15 protein-coding genes are annotated in these 18,641 nt (G+C 69.5%); 11 read left to right on the forward strand and 4 right to left on the reverse strand.

The genetic code is table 11. From position 1 onward, the window contains the following. Positions 1-124 precede the first annotated feature (124 nt). Positions 125-1,609 carry an FG-GAP and VCBS repeat-containing protein gene (locus E5083_RS21445; protein ID WP_135787315.1) on the reverse strand — a complete coding sequence of 495 codons (1,485 nt, stop codon included), beginning with the start codon at positions 1,607-1,609 and terminating at the stop codon, positions 125-127. Positions 1,610-1,814: 205 nt separating this feature from the next. Here E5083_RS21445 and E5083_RS21450 point away from each other — a divergent pair, with 205 nt between their 5' ends. After that, positions 1,815-2,141 (forward strand): antibiotic biosynthesis monooxygenase family protein, encoded by a 327-nt coding sequence (locus E5083_RS21450; RefSeq protein WP_030816562.1) that lies wholly within the window; start codon positions 1,815-1,817, stop codon positions 2,139-2,141. A 97-nt stretch (positions 2,142-2,238) separates the two neighbouring features. On the opposite strand, the gene E5083_RS21455 is transcribed toward E5083_RS21450, so the two are convergent. After that, on the reverse strand, positions 2,239-4,521 hold the full coding sequence (locus E5083_RS21455; RefSeq protein WP_135787316.1) for a (Fe-S)-binding protein: 2,283 nt from the start codon (positions 4,519-4,521) through the stop codon (positions 2,239-2,241). 296 nt (positions 4,522-4,817) lie between these two features. Between E5083_RS21455 and dnaK the strand changes: the two genes are divergently transcribed. The 6 genes from dnaK to E5083_RS21485 all read left to right on the forward strand — a co-directional run bounded on the left by dnaK (position 4,818) and on the right by E5083_RS21485 (position 11,655). Next, positions 4,818-6,659 (forward strand): molecular chaperone DnaK, encoded by a 1,842-nt coding sequence (gene dnaK / locus E5083_RS21460; RefSeq protein ID WP_086692773.1) that lies wholly within the window; start codon positions 4,818-4,820, stop codon positions 6,657-6,659. Continuing rightward, on the forward strand, positions 6,656-7,306 hold the full coding sequence (grpE, locus tag E5083_RS21465) for a nucleotide exchange factor GrpE (protein ID WP_130338077.1): 651 nt from the start codon (positions 6,656-6,658) through the stop codon (positions 7,304-7,306). The genes dnaK and grpE overlap by 4 nt, the downstream gene beginning before the upstream one ends. Before the next feature lie 45 nt (positions 7,307-7,351). Then, positions 7,352-8,533, forward strand: a complete 1,182-nt coding sequence (dnaJ, locus tag E5083_RS21470; RefSeq protein WP_130338079.1) for a molecular chaperone DnaJ — start codon at positions 7,352-7,354, stop codon at positions 8,531-8,533. 5 nt (positions 8,534-8,538) lie between these two features. Next, entirely contained in the window at positions 8,539-8,997 is a 459-nt protein-coding gene (locus tag E5083_RS21475) for a heat shock protein transcriptional repressor HspR (protein WP_030816557.1), read from the forward strand. Positions 8,998-9,300: 303 nt separating this feature from the next. Beyond that, positions 9,301-10,407, forward strand: coding sequence for a sugar ABC transporter substrate-binding protein (locus E5083_RS21480; protein WP_135787317.1), 1,107 nt, complete (start codon positions 9,301-9,303; stop codon positions 10,405-10,407). A 219-nt stretch (positions 10,408-10,626) separates the two neighbouring features. Further along, entirely contained in the window at positions 10,627-11,655 is a 1,029-nt protein-coding gene (locus E5083_RS21485) for a helix-turn-helix transcriptional regulator (protein WP_135787318.1), read from the forward strand. A gap of 9 nt (positions 11,656-11,664) precedes the next feature. Here the strand turns inward: E5083_RS21485 and E5083_RS21490 are convergent, their stop codons facing one another. Continuing rightward, positions 11,665-12,678 carry a helix-turn-helix transcriptional regulator gene (locus E5083_RS21490; protein WP_167513596.1) on the reverse strand — a complete coding sequence of 338 codons (1,014 nt, stop codon included), beginning with the start codon at positions 12,676-12,678 and terminating at the stop codon, positions 11,665-11,667. Between the two features lie 349 nt (positions 12,679-13,027). Between E5083_RS21490 and E5083_RS21500 the strand changes: the two genes are divergently transcribed. Beyond that, a complete protein-coding gene (locus tag E5083_RS21500) occupies positions 13,028-13,363 on the forward strand; it encodes a Rieske (2Fe-2S) protein (RefSeq protein ID WP_030816552.1) in 336 nt (111 codons plus the stop codon). A gap of 139 nt (positions 13,364-13,502) precedes the next feature. Here the strand turns inward: E5083_RS21500 and E5083_RS21505 are convergent, their stop codons facing one another. Beyond that, entirely contained in the window at positions 13,503-13,916 is a 414-nt protein-coding gene (locus E5083_RS21505; RefSeq protein ID WP_135787320.1) for a pyridoxamine 5'-phosphate oxidase family protein, read from the reverse strand. A 115-nt stretch (positions 13,917-14,031) separates the two neighbouring features. Between E5083_RS21505 and clpB the strand changes: the two genes are divergently transcribed. The 3 genes from clpB to E5083_RS21520 all read left to right on the forward strand — a co-directional run bounded on the left by clpB (position 14,032) and on the right by E5083_RS21520 (position 18,635). Continuing rightward, the gene (gene clpB, locus E5083_RS21510) at positions 14,032-16,629 is read left to right on the forward strand and encodes an ATP-dependent chaperone ClpB (protein WP_135787526.1); all 2,598 of its coding nucleotides are present in this window, start codon (positions 14,032-14,034) and stop codon (positions 16,627-16,629) included. A gap of 151 nt (positions 16,630-16,780) precedes the next feature. Beyond that, positions 16,781-18,067, forward strand: coding sequence for an AAA family ATPase (locus E5083_RS21515; RefSeq protein WP_135787321.1), 1,287 nt, complete (start codon positions 16,781-16,783; stop codon positions 18,065-18,067). After that, a complete protein-coding gene (locus E5083_RS21520; RefSeq protein ID WP_135787322.1) occupies positions 18,045-18,635 on the forward strand; it encodes an RloB family protein in 591 nt (196 codons plus the stop codon). The genes E5083_RS21515 and E5083_RS21520 overlap by 23 nt, the downstream gene beginning before the upstream one ends. Positions 18,636-18,641 lie beyond the last annotated feature (6 nt).

Here is an 18,641-nt window from a genome sequence, read left to right on the forward strand (position 1 = left end):
GCCGGGCCCGGGGGGTCGGGCCCGGCATTGCGGCCATCCTGTGACATCCCCTAAGGGACCGTCAGGGTGCGCGTCGGGGTCGGGCGGCGGCCGCGAAGCTGTCGCCGCTGGTGCGGTACGGGTCTCAGTTGCCGAAGATGCTGGAGAAGCGGGGGGTGCCGGAGGTGGAGACGCCCACGGAGGCCGCGTTGACGAAGCGGGCCCCCTTCGTGGTGATCTTCGTGCCGTCGGAGGGCAGGTAGGTGAGGGCGCCGTCGCCGCCGTCCTCGTCGGAGCCGACCAGGAGGTCGGCCCGGCCGTCGCCGGTGAAGTCGTCCAGCTTGACGTCGGCGCCGAAGTGGTCGGCCTTCTCGTCGCCGCCGGGGACGCCCGTGCTGCTCTGGGCGAAGGACTGGGCGCGGGTGGTGGTGTTCACGCCGCTCGCGGAGCCGTACAGCACGGTGACCATGCCGGCCTCGGAGACCTTGCCGAGGTCCTCGAACATGCTGCTGATCACGAGGTCCTGGTAGCCGTCGCCGTTGATGTCGCCGAGGTCCAGCTCGGCCCCGAAGCCATCGCCCTTCTCGGAGCCGCCGGGGACGTTGCCGGTGTTCTGGTTGATCGCGGCGGTGCGGTTGGGCCCGGAGACGGACCCGTAGGTGATGTTGACCCGGCCCCCGGTGGAGGCGTCCGGGACCGCGGTGCCGTCCTCCAGCTTGCCGGCGTCCCACATGGCGCCGCTGACGATGTCGCCGTAGCCGTCGCCGTTGATGTCGCCGATGCCGGTGATGATGCCGGACTTGAGCTTCTTGGCGGCGGCGGTGCTGAGTCCGTTCGCGGTGCCGGGCAGCCAGTAGTTGGTGTTCCACCCGTAGCGGGTCTTGGTCTCGTAGCCGTCCACGACCAGGTCGGTGCGGCCGTCGCCGTTGACGTCGCCCGCGGTCAGGTTCAGCGGGCCGAAGGGGTACGTGTCGTCGCCGGACTGGATCGGCGGGTTGATGGCGGTGCGGCTCGGGGTGGTGCCGGTGGAGCTGAAGCCGCCCTTGTAGAGGTAGAGCGTGGAGGTCGACGCGCCCACGACGAGGTCGGTGCGGCCGTCGCCGTCGTAGTCGCCGGCCGCCATGACGCGGCCCCAGAAGTCGTGGGAGGACTGCGCCGGGTCGGGGAGGTCCACGCTCTTGCCGGTCAGCCCGTTCTTGGAGCCCCACAGCAGGGCGACGGCACCGGCGTCGGTGTCGCTGCCGAGCTTCTCGTGCGGGACGCCGACGGCGAGGTCGTCGAAGCCGTCGCCGTTGAAGTCGCCGTACGCCAGGGAGTTGCCGAAGGTGTCGCCGGTCTCGGCGCCGCCGGGGACGCCGGGGGTGTCCTGGCTGAGGGTGGTGCGCTTGGTGCCCGAGACGCCGGTCTTCGTGCCGTACAGGACGACGACCTGGCCGGCGCCCTTGCGGCCGTTCACATAGGCGTCGCCGGCCGAGGTGGCGAGGTCGCCGATGCCGTCGCCGTTGAAGTCGGCCTTGGCCACGGTGGTGGAGTCGGCGGCCGTGGCCGGGGCGGCGGTGAGGCCGAGCAGTCCGCCGGTGAGGGCGGCCGCGGTGGCCGTCGCCAGGGCGATTCTGTGGTGCGCGCGCATGGGGTTCTCCTGCGGCGTACGGGGGATGCCGGGAGCGGCGTCCGCGAGTCGGTGTGGGGCCGACAGCCCGCGGGGGCCCTGGTCGTCCAGGGGGCCGCGAAGCGGTTGGCGATCATCAGACCGACACCGGTGGGGAACGGTTGTGCGGCTTCCCGGAAAACTTCCGGGGCGGGCGGCGTCCGGCCGGTGGGGGCAGGATGGGGGCATGAGCGTAGTGAAGATCAATGTGCTGACCGTTCCCGACGAGCAGCGGGAGGTGCTGGAGAAGCGGTTCGCCTCGCGGGCGCACACGGTGGAGAGCTCGGACGGGTTCGAGTGGTTCGAGCTGCTGCGGCCGGTGGAGGGCACCGACCAGTACCTCGTCTACACCCGCTGGCGCGACGACGCGGCCTTCCAGGCGTGGATGGAGGGCCCCATGAAGGCCGCCCACCAGGGCACCGGCGGCGGTGAGGGCGGCGAGAAGCAGCGGCCCGCGGCGGCCGGCTCCACCCTGTGGTCCTTCGAGGTCGTCCAGCAGGCGTCCCCGAAGTAACCCCGGACAGGTAACCCCCGACGCGGCCCCTTACGGGTACGACGGCGCCCCCCGGCCTCGTGGACCGGGGGGCGCCGTCGTGTGCGCAGGCGGTGCGCTACTTCACCGGCTCGGGCTCCGGCTCGGTGGCCGGCTCGCCCTCGTCCGCGGGGTCCGCCGGGGTCCGGACGGAGTCCAGCAGGAGCTGGGCGACGTCCACGACCTGGATGGACTCCTTGGCCTTCCCGTCGTTCTTCTTGCCGTTGACCGAGTCGGTCAGCATGACCAGGCAGAACGGGCAGGCGGTGGAGACGATGTCGGGGTTGAGGGAGAGGGCCTCATCGACGCGCTCGTTGTTGATGCGCTTGCCGATCCGCTCCTCCATCCACATCCGCGCGCCACCGGCGCCACAGCAGAAGCCGCGCTCCTTGTGACGGTGCATCTCCTCGTTCCGCAGACCGGGAACCTTGCCGATGATCTCGCGCGGCGGCGTGTAGATCTTGTTGTGCCGGCCCAGGTAGCAGGGGTCGTGGTACGTGATGATGCCCTCGACCGGGGTGACGGGGATCAGCTTGCCCTCGTCCACCAGGTGCTGGAGCAACTGGGTGTGGTGGATGACCTCGTAGTCGCCGCCGAGCTGCGGGTACTCGTTGCCGAGCGTGTTGAGGCAGTGCGGGCAGGTGGCGACGATCTTCTTGGCCGACTTGGGCTTCGCCGACTCGGGGACCACCTTGCCGTCGTCGTCCATCTCCTCGCCGAAGGCGGCGTTGAGGGACATGACGTTCTCCATGCCGAGCTCCTGGAACAGGGGCTCGTTGCCGAGGCGGCGGGCGGAGTCACCGGTGCACTTCTCGTCGCCGCCCATGATGGCGAACTTGACGCCCGCGATGTGCAGCAGCTCGGCGAACGCCTTGGTCGTCTTCTTGGCGCGGTCCTCCAGGGCACCGGCACAGCCGACCCAGTAGAGGTACTCGACCTCGGACAGGTCCTCGATGTCCTTGCCGACGACCGGGACCTCGAAGTCGACCTCCTTGGTCCACTCCAGCCGCTGCTTCTTGGCCAGGCCCCAGGGGTTGCCCTTCTTCTCCAGGTTCTTGAGCATCGTGCCCGCCTCGGACGGGAACGCGGACTCGATCATCACCTGGTAGCGGCGCATGTCGACGATGTGGTCGACGTGCTCGATGTCCACCGGGCACTGCTCGACACAGGCGCCGCAGGTGGTGCAGGACCACAGGACGTCCGGGTCGATGACGCCGTTCTCCTCGGCGGTGCCGATGAGCGGGCGCTCGGCCTCGGCCAGCGCGCCCGCGGGCACGTTCGCGAGCTGCTCCTCGGACGCCTTCTCGTCGCCCTCCATGGTCTTGCCGCCACCCGCGAGCAGGTACGGCGCCTTGGCGTGGGCGTGGTCCCGCAGCGACATGATCAGCAGCTTCGGGGAGAGCGGCTTGCCGGTGTTCCACGCGGGGCACTGCGACTGGCAGCGGCCGCACTCGGTGCAGGTGGAGAAGTCCAGCAGGCCCTTCCAGGAGAACTGCTCGACCTGGGAGACGCCGAAGACGTCGTCCTCACCGGGGTCGGTGAAGTCGATCGGCTTGCCGCCGGAGGTCATCGGCTGGAGCGCGCCGAGGGCCACCCCGCCGTCCGCGTCCCGCTTGAACCAGATGTTCGGGAACGCCAGGAAGCGGTGCCAGGCCACACCCATGTTGGTGTTGAGCGAGACCACGATCATCCAGATGAACGAGGTCCCGATCTTGATCATGGCGACCAGGTAGACCAGGTTCTGCAGCGTGCTGACACTGAGCGCCTTGAAGGCGAGGACCAGCGGGTACGAGGCGAAGTAGGCCGCCTCGTAGTGGTCCACGTGGTGCAGGGCGCCCTCGAGGCCGCGCAGGGTGTAGATCGCCAGACCGATGGTGAGGATGACGTACTCGACGAAGTACGCCTGGCCGGCCTTGGAACCGGCGAAGCGGGACTTGCGGCCCGGCCGGCTGGGCAGGCTCAGCAGCCGGATGACCATGAGCACGGCGATGCCGAGCACGGTCATCACACCGATGAACTCGATGTACAGCTCGAAGGGCAGGAACTCGCCGATGAAGGGCAAGGTCCAGTCGGCCTTGAAGAGCTGGCCGAACGCCTGGGCCAGGGTCGGCGGCAGCGTCAGGAAGCCCACGGCCACGAACCAGTGGGCCACACCGACGATGCCCCACTTGTTCATCCGGGTGTGGCCGAGGAACTCCCGCACCAGGGTCACGCTGCGCTGGTACGGGTTGTCGGTCCGGGTACCGGCGGGGACGGGCTGGCCCAGCTTGAAGTACCGGACGAACTGTCCGATGGCCCGGGCGAGCAGCGCGACACCGACCACGGTCAGGACCAGCGACACGATGATCGCGGCGAGTTGCATGAGGGGCTCCTGAGGCGGCCTCGAAATTACTAAGCGGTAACTTATGCAGTCCGTCTGAGACTACCCCCATCCTCCTGCGTGACGCAGCACGGCGCGGGGTGAGATGAGTCGCTGAGGGTTGCCTTCGCCGGGACGGCGGAACGGTGCCCATAAGAGGGCGAGTTGCCCGACGGGCACTGCCTTGCATATAAGCGCCATATAAGAGTTGAGCCCACTCGGCTCATGTCTGTTGACCCAGTGCGATCGGAGTGGCACACTTGAGCCAGTCCCACTCAAGTCCTCTGGAGGAATCAACCATGGCACGTGCGGTCGGCATCGACCTGGGCACGACTAACTCCGTCGTCAGCGTTCTGGAGGGCGGCGAGCCCACCGTCATCACCAACGCCGAGGGTGCCCGGACCACGCCGTCCGTCGTCGCCTTCGCGAAGAACGGTGAGGTGCTCGTCGGCGAGGTCGCCAAGCGCCAGGCGGTCACGAACGTGGACCGGACCATCCGCTCGGTGAAGCGCCACATGGGCACCGACTGGAAGATCCAGCTCGACGGGAAGGACTTCAACCCGCAGCAGATCTCCGCGTTCATCCTGCAGAAGCTGAAGCGCGACGCCGAGTCCTACCTGGGCGAGAAGGTGACCGACGCGGTCATCACCGTCCCGGCGTACTTCAACGACTCCGAGCGTCAGGCGACCAAGGAGGCCGGTGAGATCGCGGGTCTGAACGTCCTGCGCATCGTCAACGAGCCGACCGCCGCCGCCCTCGCGTACGGCCTCGACAAGGACGACCAGACCATCCTGGTCTTCGACCTCGGTGGCGGCACCTTCGACGTGTCGCTGCTGGAGATCGGTGACGGCGTCGTCGAGGTGAAGGCCACCAACGGCGACAACCACCTCGGTGGTGACGACTGGGACCAGCGCGTCGTCGACTACCTGGTCCAGCAGTTCAAGGCCGGCCACGGCGTGGACCTCGCCAAGGACAAGATGGCCCTCCAGCGCCTCCGCGAGGCCGCCGAGAAGGCCAAGATCGAGCTGTCCTCCTCCACGGAGACCTCGATCAACCTGCCCTACATCACGGCGTCCGCCGAGGGCCCGCTGCACCTGGACGAGAAGCTCACCCGCGCCCAGTTCCAGCAGCTCACCGCCGACCTCCTGGAGCGCTGCAAGACGCCGTTCCACAACGTCATCAAGGACGCGGGCATCCAGCTCGGCGAGATCGACCACGTGGTCCTCGTCGGCGGTTCGACCCGTATGCCGGCCGTCGCCGAGCTGGTCAAGGAACTGACCGGCGGCAACGAGGCCAACAAGGGCGTCAACCCGGACGAGGTCGTCGCCATCGGCGCCGCCCTGCAGGCCGGTGTCCTCAAGGGCGAGGTCAAGGACGTCCTGCTCCTCGACGTCACCCCGCTGTCCCTCGGCATCGAGACCAAGGGCGGCATCATGACCAAGCTCATCGAGCGGAACACGACGATCCCGACCAAGCGGTCCGAGATCTTCACCACCGCCGAGGACAACCAGCCCTCCGTGCAGATCCAGGTCTACCAGGGCGAGCGCGAGATCGCGGCGTACAACAAGAAGCTCGGGATGTTCGAGCTGACCGGTCTGCCGCCGGCCCCGCGCGGTGTCCCGCAGATCGAGGTCGCCTTCGACATCGACGCCAACGGCATCATGCACGTGACCGCGAAGGACCTGGGCACGGGCAAGGAGCAGAAGATGACCGTCACCGGCGGCTCCTCGCTGCCGAAGGACGAGGTCGACCGCATGCGCCAGGAGGCGGAGAAGTACGCGGAGGAGGACCACGCCCGCCGCGAGGCCGCCGAGTCCCGCAACCAGGGCGAGCAGCTCGTCTACCAGACCGAGAAGTTCCTCAAGGACAACGAGGACAAGGTCCCGGGCGAGATCAAGACCGAGGTCGAGGAGGCTGTCGCCGAGCTGAAGGAGAAGCTCAAGGGCGAGGACAGCGCCGAGATCCGTACGGCCACCGAGAAGGTCGCGGCCGTCTCGCAGAAGCTCGGCCAGGCCATGTACGCCGACGCCCAGGGCGCCCAGGCCGCCGGCGGTCCGTCCGCCGACGCCGGTGAGGCCAAGGACGACGACGTCGTGGACGCCGAGATCGTCGACGACGAGCGCAAGGACGGTGCCGCGTGACGGAGGAGACCCCGGGCTTCGAGGAGAAGCCCGACGTCCCCTCCGGCGCGAACCCCGACGACGCCGAGCCGAAGGCCGCCTCCGAGAAGGAGGCGGCCCCGGCTGGGGACGCAACTGCGGACGCCGGTCTGGTGGCGCAACTGGACCAGGTGCGGACGGCGCTCGGTGAGCGCACGGCCGACCTCCAGCGGCTCCAGGCCGAGTACCAGAACTACCGCCGCCGCGTCGAGCGCGACCGTGTCGCGGTCAAGGAGGTCGCCATCGCGAACCTCCTGACCGAGCTGCTGCCCGTGCTGGACGACATCGGCCGCGCGCGGGAGCACGGCGAACTGCTCGGCGGCTTCAAGTCGGTCGCCGAGTCGCTGGAGACCGTGGCGGCCAAGATGGGCCTCATGCAGTTCGGCAAGGAGGGCGAGCCCTTCGACCCGACGATCCACGAAGCCCTGATGCACTCCTACGCGCCCGACGTCACCGAGACGACGTGCGTGGCCATCCTCCAGCCCGGTTACCGCATCGGTGAGCGCACCATCCGCCCCGCGCGGGTGGCCGTCGCCGAGCCGCAGCCCGGCGCGCAGACCGTCAAGGCGGAGGAGGCCGAGGAGAGCGCGGCCGACGACAAGGAGAACGGTGGCCCGGAGGAGGGCTGACGTAATCACGGAAATCATGCAGGTCCGGAAGGAGGGACGTCGGGGATGAGTACCAAGGACTTCATCGAGAAGGACTTCTACAAGGTCCTCGGCGTCCCCAAGGACGCCACCGAGGCCGAGATCAAGAAGGCGTACCGGAAGCTCGCCCGCGAGTTCCACCCGGACGCCAACAAGGGCAACACCCGCGCCGAGGAGCGCTTCAAGGAGATCTCCGAGGCGAACGACGTCCTCGGCGACCCCAAGAAGCGCAAGGAGTACGACGACGCGCGGGCCCTGTTCGGCAACGGCGGTTTCCGGCCGGGGCCGGGCGCGGGCGGCGGTCAGTTCAACTTCGACCTCGGCGACCTCTTCGGGGGCGCCGGCGGTGCGGGCGGCGCGCAGAGCGGCAGCTTCGGCGGCGGCCTGGGCGACGTCTTCGGCGGCCTGTTCAACCGGGGCGGCGCGGGTACCACCCGTACCCAGCCGCGCCGGGGGCAGGACGTCGACACCGAGGTGACGCTCAGCTTCACCGAGGCGATCGAGGGCGCGACCGTACCGCTCCGGATGACCTCCCAGGCGCCCTGCAAGGCGTGTTCGGGCACCGGCGACAAGAACGGCACACCGCGCGTGTGCCCGACCTGCGTCGGCACCGGACAGGTCGCGCGGGGCTCCGGCGGCGGCTTCTCGCTCACCGACCCGTGCCCCGACTGCAAGGGCCGCGGCCTGATCGCCGAGCACCCCTGCGCGGAGTGCAGCGGCAGCGGCCGGGCCAAGTCCTCGCGCACCATGCAGGTCCGCATCCCGGCGGGCGTCACCGACGGGCAGCGCATCCGGCTGCGCGGCAAGGGCGCGCCCGGCGAGCGCGGCGGTCCGGCGGGCGATCTGTACGTCACCGTCCACGTGGGCGAGCACAAGGTGTTCGGCCGCAAGGGCGACAACCTCACCGTCACCGTGCCGGTCACCTTCACCGAGGCGGCCCTCGGCGGCGAGGTGCGGGTGCCCACCCTCGGCGGGTCCCCGGTCACCCTGAAGCTGCCGCCCGGCACGCCCAACGGCCGCACCATGCGGGCGCGGGGCAAGGGCGCGGCGCGCAAGGACGGCAGCCACGGCGATCTGCTGATCACCGTGGAGGTGAGTGTCCCGAAGGACCTCTCGGGGAAGGCTCGTGACGCGCTGGAGGCGTATCGCGAGGCGACCGCGGACGAGGACCCGCGGGCGGAGCTGTTCGAGGCCGCGAAGGGAGAATGAGCCCGATGGACACACCAGGTCGTCGGCGCAACCCGTACGAGCTGACCGAGGAGACCCCGGTCTACGTCATCTCGGTCGCCGCGCAGCTCTCCGGACTCCATCCGCAGACGCTCCGGCAGTACGACCGCCTCGGTCTGGTCTCCCCGGACCGTACGGCGGGGCGCGGGCGGCGCTATTCGGCCCGTGACATCGAACTGCTCCGCCAGGTGCAGCAGTTGTCGCAGGACGAGGGCATCAACCTGGCCGGCATCAAGCGCATCATCGAACTGGAGAACCACGTCGCGGCCCTCCAGTCCCGCGTGGCAGAGCTGGAGTCGGCGCTGGACGGCGCGGCGGCGACGATGCGTCAGCGCGAGGCCGCGGTGCACGCTTCCTACCGGCGCGACCTGGTCCCGTACCAGGAGGTCCAGCAGACCAGCGCGCTGGTGGTGTGGCGGCCGAAGCGGCAGCAGTCCGCGGACTGACGTGACCGAGCACCCTCGAAGGGCCGGGAGGCACAAGTCTCCCGGCCCTTTCGGGTTTTCACACCGTGGCTGACTTCATTCGCCTGTGTGTACGTAACACGCGGTACACGCGGGGAGGTTGTGAAGGGTGTTTACAGCGGGTTGCGCAAGGTTCCGCCAGGTCTTCACCGGCTGAACGCAGCGTGGTGTTGCCATCTCGTTAAGTTGTTTTGCTTGACGCCGTGGGGCGCCGCCAAGTTGTCTTTTCAGACACCTGGGTCGCACGCAGCACCCCGTCGGAACGCACCTGAAGTGAGCCCTCGAATGCGTCGTATCGCCATGTCCGTGGCCGTCTCCACGATGGTCCTCCCGCTCGCCGGCTGCGGCGTCCTGAACGCGGCGGGAGACGACGCGAGCGCGAGCCCGACCATGGGCGACCAGGTCACCGTCGGCCTGCTGCTGCCGGAGAAGGCGAACACCCGCTACGACAAGTTCGACTACCCCATCATCAAGTCCAAGGTGGCCGAACTGACCCACAAGAAGGGCAAGGTCGAGTACGCCAACGCCGACGCGGACGCCGGCCAGCAGGCCGAGCAGATGCAGCGGATGATCGACGAGAAGGTCAACGTCATCCTGCTCGACGCCGTCGACGCGCACGCGATCGCGCCGGCCGTGCAGAAGGCCAAGGACGCGGGCATCCCGGTCATCGCCTACGACCGGCTGGCCGAGGGCCCGATCCAGGCGTACATCTCCTTCGACAACGAGCTGGTCGGCGAGGTGCAGGGCCGCTCCCTGCTGGAGCGGCTGGGGTCGGGCGCGGGCCTCTCCGACAAGATCGTGATGATGAACGGCTCGCCCACCGACCCCAACGCCAAGCAGTTCAAGGAGGGCGCGCTCTCCGAGCTGACCGGCAAGGTGACGATCGCGGACAGCTTCGACACCAAGGACTGGAAGCCGGAGAACGCCGAGGCCAACATGACCGAGGCGATAGGCCGGATCGGCAAGGACAACATCGCCGCCGTCTACTCCGCCAACGACGGCATGGCCGGCGGCATCATCAAGGCGCTGAAGAACGCCGGCGTCACCAACCTGCCGCCCATCACCGGCCAGGACGCCGAACTGGACGCCGTGCAGCGCATCCTGGCGGGCACGCAGTACATGAGCGTCTACAAGTCCTACCCGGACGAGGCCGAGGCCGCCGCCCAGATGGCCGTCGCCAAGGTGCAGGGCAAGGACATCCAGTTCGACGCCCTCACCCAGGACCGCGTCGACAGCCCCACCGACAAGCAGATCCCGGCCAAGCTGGTCCAGGTGACCGCGCTGACCAAGAGCAAGATCAAGGACACGGTCGTCGAGGACGGCATCTACACCGTCGAGCAGATCTGCACCGCCCCCTACAAGTCGGCCTGCGCCGCCGTGGGCCTGCGCTGACGCGCCGATACGCGGCCGGGGAGCGACCCGGAGACAGGTGAGGGAGGCGGCCCCGGTGACGGCGGGGCCGCCTCCCTTTTCGTATGCCGTGCCGCCCCCGGCGATCCGGGCATACCGGTGTTTCGCGGTTCTCGGGGCAGGAGGAGCCGTGTTGCGGAGGCGGGCGGCGCCGCGCATAGTTGCGCTGCGAAGTGGCGGCGACCGGGGGTGGAATGGGCGATGGCCGGGCACGCGACGGAGGAGCATCCCCACGGTGCCGACCGGCTGTGCGGGCAGGGGGACCGCGTGTACTCCCGTGCCGTGCGCCGGGGCCGGGTGCCCCGCGCGGACGCGGAGCCGGTGCCCTGCCTGCTGGAGCTGGCCCTGCTGCACCCCGACCCCGACGACATGGACTGGCTGGTCCCCACCTCCCCGCAGGAGGTGATGACCCGGCTGCTGCGCGGGGTCTACGACGAGGTCAACGAGAGCCGGCGCCGGATGGGCTCGGCGGTCGCCGCGTTCGACTGGTACGCCGGGCTCGGCCGTCAACTGCCCGCCCTCGGCGCACCGGGTGAAGGCTCCGCGATCCGGGTGCTGGACGGACTCACCCGTATCCAGGCCGCGATGGACGAGGCGACCGAGCGGTGCGCGACCGAGGTGCTCACCGTGCAGCCCGGCGGCATCCGGCGCGAGGCCGAGCTGACCGAGGGCCTGCACCGGGCGCTCGAACTGCGCGGCCGGGGCGTCCGGATGCGCGACCTGTACACCCATGTCGCCCGGCACGGCCAGGGGTTGATGACCTACCTGGAGCTGATGGGCGACGCGGTGGAGGCCCGCACGCTGGACGAGGTCATCGACCGGCTCATCCTCTTCGACCGCACGGTGGCCTTCATCCCCGCCAACACCGACCGCACCATGGCCCTGGAGCTGCGCCACCCGGCACTCGTGGAGTACCTGGTGACGGTCTTCGAGCGGCTGTGGCGGCTGGCGATCCCGCTCACCGCCCCGCTGCCCGACACCGGCATCGAGGGCATCTCGCACCGCGAACGCGCCATCGCCGCGCTGCTCGCCGAGGGCCACCAGGACGCGGTGATCGCCGAGCGGCTCGGCATCAGCGTGCGCACCTGCCGCGCGCACATCGCCCGGCTCTCGGAGACCCTGGGCGCGACCAGCCGTACCCAACTCGGCGTCCGCATCGCCCAGGTGGGGCTGGACGGCCCCTCGCACGGACCGGCGCCCGCGCCCGCCGAGGGCGTGCCAGCGACCTGAACTCCCGCTCTAGTCCGCCTCGTTGAGCATCCCGGAGCGGGCGATCAGGTAACCGAGCTGGGCCCGGCTGCCGCTGCCCAGCGCGGTGGCCAGCTTGGCGATGTGGGCGCGGCAGGTGCGGACGTTCATGCCCAGGCGCCGGGCGATGGCCTCGTCGACATGCCCCTCCACCAGCAGCTTGGCGATGGAGTGCTGGATGTCGGTGATGCCGTCCGCGGCGGTCTCGTAGGGCGTGCCGGCGCTCAGCGGGACCGCGCGGCTCCACATGAACTCGAAGACCTTGACCAGGTAGCGCACCAGGCCGGGGTGGCGCAGCTCCAGCGCGACCTGGCGGTCCTCCTGGACCGGGATGAAGGCCACCGTCTCGTCGCAGATGATCAGCCGCTCGACCAGCTCGTCGATGGTGCGGTACTCGGCCTTGCCGTCGGTGAAGTGGTCCACGTAGGCGAGGCGGTCGGCGCTGTAACGGGCGGTGTGCTGGTACAGGGTGCGGATGCGCACCCCGCGCTCGATCAGCGGGCGATCGCGCTCCAGCGCCTCCAGGAGACGGTTCTCGGGGCTGCGGCGGCCGCCGGGCTGCACGGTGAGCACCTCGGTGCGGCACTGGCCGGTGGCGAGGTCCAGGGCCGCGTTGATGCGGTCCAGGCCCTCCAGGACGGTGATGGCGTGCGTGGGGGCGTCCTCGCGGGCGCTCAGCGTCATGAAGGGTTCGAAGATCTCGGAGAGCACGATGGACCGGCGCCGCCGCTCGGCGATCTCCCGCTCGATCGGGGTCAGCCGCTGGGCCAGCGCGACGGCCGGCGCCACCGGCCGCAGCCAGCCCGGATCGTCGGGGTCGGGGTGGAGCAGGGCGAACTCCATCAGGCACGGAGCCGCCTCGGCGTCCGCGCGCGGGATGCGGCCGGTGCGCAGCGCGCTCGCGTAGAGGCGGCTTCCTTCCGCGCACATCTCTGTCACCGCGTGGGGATGTGTCGCCTCTGTCCCGTTTGTTGCCAAATCTCCACCCCCCAGGGTCCTGAACATGCAGGAACATGATGCACCGATCGTGTGGCGATGATGTGCCTGAATGAGCCATCGTCTAACTCGACGGGGGAAGAGGGGACTTTCAAGTGAGGACGAAGCCGACCATGCGTAACAGAATGCTTCGCTCGGCGCTTGTTGCCGCTCTCTCCGCCGTTGCGGCCGTCGGAACACTGGCGGGCCTCTCCGGTGCGACGAGCGCGCACTCGCCGGGTGACGGGGGGGCCGCGACAGCGGCGGGCGTTCAGGACACCCGGTGGGACACCGTGCCGGCGGACACCAGGTGGGACACCACACCCGCGGACACGAGGTGGGACGTCGCCCCGCTCGACACGCGGTGGGACTGATCACCATGACCACGCCTCCCGACGACCGCTCCTTCCGTCGTGAGATGGCCACCGCCTACCGCTCCGGCTGGCACTTCATCGACCTGGTCACCGCCATCCCCCACAGCGGCGACTCGTTGATGGTGACGGTGTTCGGCGAGCCGGTGGTGGTCACCCGGGACGAGGACGAGGACGTACGGGCGTACCGCTGCCTGCGCAAGCCACGCGGCGCGCCGCAGCCGGTGCGGTGTGCCGTCCGGTACGGCATGATCTTCGTCAATCTGGACCAGCGGGACCACCGTCTCGCGGAGCCCGAGGTCGCCGACCTCAGGACCACAACTGCCACCCCCCGCAGTGCCTGACGCGATTCCCCCGTCGTAAAAGATCGCCTCAGGTACTTCCCCCCGCAGCGGCGTCACCGTGACCTGAACACGGTGACGCCGCTGCAGTTTCTGCGCATATTTCGGGGTTTCGGCACTCCGGCCACGTGGCCGGAATTCTTCAGCCGTGCCCGAGCGCGCGTTCCACCTCGATCTCCAGGGCGACCCGCAGCGGGTTCTCCCGCGGCTCGCGGCCGTACCGCTCGGTGAAGCGGCGTTCCGCCTCCGCGACCGCCTCCCGGTCCTCGCGCACCCGCGCCCGCCCCTCCAGCGTGGCCCAGCGCCGGCCGTCCACCTGGCACACCGCCACCCGCGCCCCTTCCTCCCCGGCCGCGCGCACCAGCGCCGCCTTGGTGCTGGTGCCGCTGGTGATGACACGGGCGATCCCGGCCTCGGGGTCCCAGGTCACGCACACCGGCACCACGTGCGGGCTGCCGTCCGGGCGCAGGGTGGTGAGCGTGCTCAGGTGCCGTTCCCGCCAGAAGGCGACGTACGACTCGTCCGGTGCGTCCAGGTCCACGGAGTATGAGGGCATGGCCGAAACCTAGCCAATCTGAAGTTCCCCGCGCTTAATTGAGCGCACCTGACTCAAGTTTGTGTACACTGGTCAAGTCATCAGTGGAGTAGTGGCGGAAGGGGAGAACACGCACGTGGACGCCGAGCTGACCAACAGGAGCCGGGACGCGATCAACGCCGCGAGTCAGCGGGCCGTGACGGAGGGGCACCCCGACCTGACGCCCGCTCACCTGTTGCTCGCGCTGCTCGCGGGGCAGGACAACGAGAACATCACCGACCTGCTCGCCGCCGTCGGCGCCGATCCGGCCGCCGTGCGCGCCGGGGCCGAGCGCGCGCTCGCCGCGCTGCCCAGCGTGACCGGCTCCACCGTCGCGCCCCCGCAGCCCAGCCGGGAGCTGCTCGCCGTCCTCGCGGACGCCGACGAGCGCGCCGGGGACCTCGGGGACGACTACCTCTCCACCGAACACCTGCTGACCGGTCTCGCCGCGAAGGGCGGTGCCGCCGGGGAGGTGCTCCGGGAGCAGGGAGCCACCGCCAAGAAGCTGCAAGACGCCTTTCAGAAGGCCAGAGGAGGACGCCGCGTGACCACCGCCGACCCCGAGGGTCAGTACAAGGCCCTGGAGAAGTTCGGCACCGACTTCACCGCCGCCGCCCGCGAGGGCCGCCTCGACCCGGTCATCGGCCGGGACCAGGAGATCCGCCGGGTCGTGCAGGTGCTGAGCCGCCGCACCAAGAACAACCCCGTCCTCATCGGTGAGCCGGGCGTCGGCAAGACCGCCGTGGTCGAGGGGCTGGCCCAGCGCATCGTCAAGGGCGACGTGCCGGAGTCCCTGAAGGACAAGCGGCTGGTCTCGCTGGACCTCGGCGCGATGGTCGCGGGCGCCAAGTACCGCGGTGAGTTCGAGGAGCGGCTCAAGGCCGTGCTCTCGGAGATCAAGGACTCCGACGGGCAGGTCATCACCTTTATCGACGAGCTGCACACCGTCGTCGGCGCGGGCGCCGGGGGCGACTCCGCGATGGACGCGGGCAACATGCTCAAGCCGATGCTGGCCCGTGGCGAGCTGCGCATGGTCGGCGCGACCACGCTGGACGAGTACCGCGAGCGGATCGAGAAGGACCCGGCGCTGGAGCGGCGCTTCCAGCAGGTGCTGGTCTCCGAGCCGAGCGTCGAGGACACCATCGCGATCCTGCGCGGTCTGAAGGGGCGGTACGAGGCGCACCACAAGGTGCAGATCGCGGACAGCGCGCTGGTGGCCGCCGCGACCCTGTCCGACCGGTACATCACCTCCCGCTTCCTGCCCGACAAGGCGATCGACCTCGTCGACGAGGCCGCGTCCCGGCTGCGCATGGAGATCGACTCCTCGCCCGTCGAGATCGACGAGCTGCAGCGCGGGGTCGACCGGCTGCGGATGGAGGAGCTGGCGATCGGCAAGGAGACCGACCCGGCCTCCCGCGAGCGCCTGGAGCGGCTGCGTCGCGACCTCGCCGACAAGGAGGAGGAGCTGCGCGGGCTCACCGCCCGCTGGGAGAAGGAGAAGCAGTCCCTCAACCGCGTCGGTGAGCTGAAGGAGCGCCTGGACGACCTGCGCGGCCAGGCCGAACGCGCCCAGCGCGACGGCGACTTCGACACCGCCTCCAAGCTGCTGTACGGGGAGATCCCCGAGCTGGAGAAGGAGCTGGAGGCCGCCTCCGAGGCGGAGGAGGAGGCCGCGAAGGACACCATGGTCAAGGAGGAGGTCGGCTCCGACGACATCGCGGACGTCGTCGCCGCCTGGACCGGCATCCCGGCCGGCCGCCTGCTGGAGGGCGAGACGCAGAAGCTGCTGCGCATGGAGGACGAGCTGGGCAAGCGGCTCATCGGCCAGAGCGAGGCCGTACAGGCCGTCTCCGACGCGGTGCGCCGCTCGCGCGCCGGGGTCGCGGACCCGGACCGGCCCACCGGCTCCTTCCTGTTCCTCGGCCCGACCGGCGTCGGCAAGACCGAACTGGCCAAGGCGCTCGCGGACTTCCTCTTCGACGACGAGCGGGCGATGATCCGCATCGACATGTCGGAGTACGGCGAGAAGCACAGCGTCGCCCGCCTGGTCGGGGCGCCTCCCGGCTACGTGGGGTACGAGGAGGGCGGCCAGCTCACCGAGGCCGTGCGGCGGCGCCCGTACAGCGTGGTGCTGCTGGACGAGGTGGAGAAGGCGCACCCCGAGGTCTTCGACATCCTGCTCCAGGTGCTGGACGACGGCCGCCTGACGGACGGTCAGGGCCGTACGGTCGACTTCCGCAACACCATCCTGGTGCTCACCTCCAACCTGGGCAGCCAGTACCTGGTCGACCCGGCGCTGGACGAGGCTACGAAGCGGCAGCGGGTGCTGGACACGGTGCGGGCCTCGTTCAAGCCGGAGTTCCTGAACCGGCTGGACGACCTCGTGGTGTTCTCCGCGCTCAGCGAGGCGGAGCTGGCCCGGATCGCCCGCCTCCAGATCGACCGCCTCGGCCGCCGGCTGGCGGAGCGGCGCCTCACTCTCGACGTCACGCCCGAGGCGCTGGCCTGGCTCGCGGCGGAGGGCAACGACCCGGCGTACGGCGCCCGCCCGCTGCGCCGCCTGGTCCAGACGGCCATCGGCGACCGCCTCGCCAAGGAGATCCTCTCCGGCGAGATCAAGGACGGCGACACGGTCCGCGTGGCCCGCGCGGAGGAGGGCCTGAGGGTGGGCCCGGCGACGGGTAAGTCGCTCTGACCGGATGGCGTGAAAAGGCCCGCTTCCCCGTTTGGGTGGCGGGCCTTTTCGCATGGAGAGCCAGAAGCTAGCATTTGTTCAGTGGCAGATGTGAGATTCACTTGTTCACAAAGCGGGAAGTGGGGGTCATGACGTGCTTTTGAGTTTCAGAGTGGCCAATCACGGCTCGCTGCGTGATGCGCAGGAGTTGAACTTCGTTCCTGCTTATGACGCTGACCGCCCCGCACTGCCCGTGGCGGCGATCTATGGTGCCAACGCCTCGGGTAAGTCGACGGTGATGAACGCGTACCAGTTCTTCCTGCGCGCCGTGCGGGATTCCCAGGCCCGCTGGCTTCCGGACGAGCCGGTGAAGCGCCGTCCCTTCCTCCTGGATCACGACAGCAGGCGCGAACCGTCGAGCTACGCGGTGGATCTACTGATCGACGGGGTCCGCCATGTCTACGGCTTCAGCGCCGGTGACGGGGCTATCGAGGAGGAATGGCTCTACTCCTACCCGAAGGCCCGCAAGCGCGTCCTCTTCGAGCGCAAGGGCGGCGCGGTGACGTTCGGAGCCTCGCTTACCGGCGAGCGGGTCGCTGCTGAGCGGATCATGCGGGCCAACAGTCTGTACCTTTCCGCCGCCGCGCAGTCCGGACACGCGAGGTTGAGTGCCGTGTGGGAGGCCCTGCAGGCGGTCGCGGTTGTCGATGACAAGATGCGGCAGGCGCTGCCGACGGCAGGCTCCATCACCGCGGAAGTGTTCGACTTCTTCGAGAGGATGGGTATCGCGCGGGCCGAGGAACTGCTGGCGGCTGCGGATCTCGGAGTGCACGGCGTGCGGCCGAGCCAGGAGGACGATCCAGGACTCCAGCGTTACGCCGCCGAGTTCATGCGACTGCAGACTCAGGCGGGCCTCAGCGACGAGTTCACGGCATCGCTCACGCGGTCCATGAGCAAGTCGCTTCGATTCGTCCACCGGGTCGAAGACGAGGAGTTCTTGCTGACGGCCGAGGACGAGTCCGCCGGAACAAAGACCTGGCTCACCTTGGTCACCTTCTCGCTTCTCGCGATCGGCCGTGGCTCGCAACTGTGGATCGACGAGGTCGATGTCAGCCTGCACCCTTTGCTGACCGCCAAGCTCGTCAAGCTCTTTCAGAGCGCCGAAATGAACCCGCTCGGCGCCCAGCTGGTCTTCACCACACACGACGCCTCGCTCCTCGGCACCATGCTCGGCGAAGAGGTGCTGCGCCGCGACCAGATCTGGTTCGTGGAGAAGGACGCGGCGACCGGAGCTTCGGAGCTGTACCCGCTGAGTGACTTCAAGCCGCGCAAGGGGGAGAATTTCGAGCGGCGCTACCTCGCGGGAAGCTACGGCGCGGTGCCGCTGCTCCCCGACGGGGCCTTCGAGGACATGGTCAAGCAGTACTGGGGGGCACGTGGCAAGGCCGTTTCCGCGTGAGGGGTCGGGCCGCCGACGCGGTCCCGTCCGGCGCTCGGCGCGCACGCTCCTGATCGTCTGCGGCAGCAAGGAGACCGAGCGCCAGTACTTCCAGGGCCTGCGCGAACAGTTGCGAAATCCCGCTGTGTCCGTCGTCGTGCGAGGTAAGGCGTGCTCCCCTACGCAGTTGGTCGCCTACGCCAAGACCCAGCGCAGCCTGGGCAAGGACAGCTTCGACGAGGTCTGGTGCGTCTTCGACGTGGACCAGTTCCCCGATGTGTCGACGGCCGTCGCCACCGCACGCCGCGCAGGCATCCGGGTGGCGGTCTCCCACCCGTGCTTCGAGCTGTGGCTGCTGCTCCACTTCACCGCGCACACGGCCCACGCGGCGACGTACAAGGCCCTGCTGCCGATCCTGCGCAAGCATGTGCCGGAGTACGACAAGACGCGCATCGACTTCGCTGTGTACCGAGACGGCCGAACCGACGCGATGGAACGTGCCCGCAAGCTGGACTCCAGCGGGCAGGACTACGCCCGGAATCCGTCGACCGGTGTATGGCAGCTCGTGGAACGGATGGAAGAGCGCTGAGGGTGG

It is taken from the genome of Streptomyces bauhiniae (assembly GCF_004784475.1).
Lineage (GTDB): Bacteria > Actinomycetota > Actinomycetes > Streptomycetales > Streptomycetaceae > Streptomyces > Streptomyces seoulensis.

Coding starts and splice junctions, on each gene's coding strand:
- E5083_RS21445 (WP_135787315.1), bottom strand. CDS start 1,609: ATGCGCGCGCACCACAGAATCGCCCTGGCGACGGCCACCGCGGCCGCC.
- E5083_RS21450 (WP_030816562.1), top strand. CDS start 1,815: ATGAGCGTAGTGAAGATCAATGTGCTGACCGTTCCCGACGAGCAGCGG.
- E5083_RS21455 (WP_135787316.1), bottom strand. CDS start 4,521: ATGCAACTCGCCGCGATCATCGTGTCGCTGGTCCTGACCGTGGTCGGT.
- dnaK (WP_086692773.1), top strand. CDS start 4,818: ATGGCACGTGCGGTCGGCATCGACCTGGGCACGACTAACTCCGTCGTC.
- dnaJ (WP_130338079.1), top strand. CDS start 7,352: ATGAGTACCAAGGACTTCATCGAGAAGGACTTCTACAAGGTCCTCGGC.
- E5083_RS21475 (WP_030816557.1), top strand. CDS start 8,539: ATGGACACACCAGGTCGTCGGCGCAACCCGTACGAGCTGACCGAGGAG.
- E5083_RS21480 (WP_135787317.1), top strand. CDS start 9,301: ATGCGTCGTATCGCCATGTCCGTGGCCGTCTCCACGATGGTCCTCCCG.
- E5083_RS21485 (WP_135787318.1), top strand. CDS start 10,627: ATGGCCGGGCACGCGACGGAGGAGCATCCCCACGGTGCCGACCGGCTG.
- E5083_RS21490 (WP_167513596.1), bottom strand. CDS start 12,678: ATGTTCAGGACCCTGGGGGGTGGAGATTTGGCAACAAACGGGACAGAG.
- E5083_RS21500 (WP_030816552.1), top strand. CDS start 13,028: ATGACCACGCCTCCCGACGACCGCTCCTTCCGTCGTGAGATGGCCACC.
- E5083_RS21505 (WP_135787320.1), bottom strand. CDS start 13,916: ATGCCCTCATACTCCGTGGACCTGGACGCACCGGACGAGTCGTACGTC.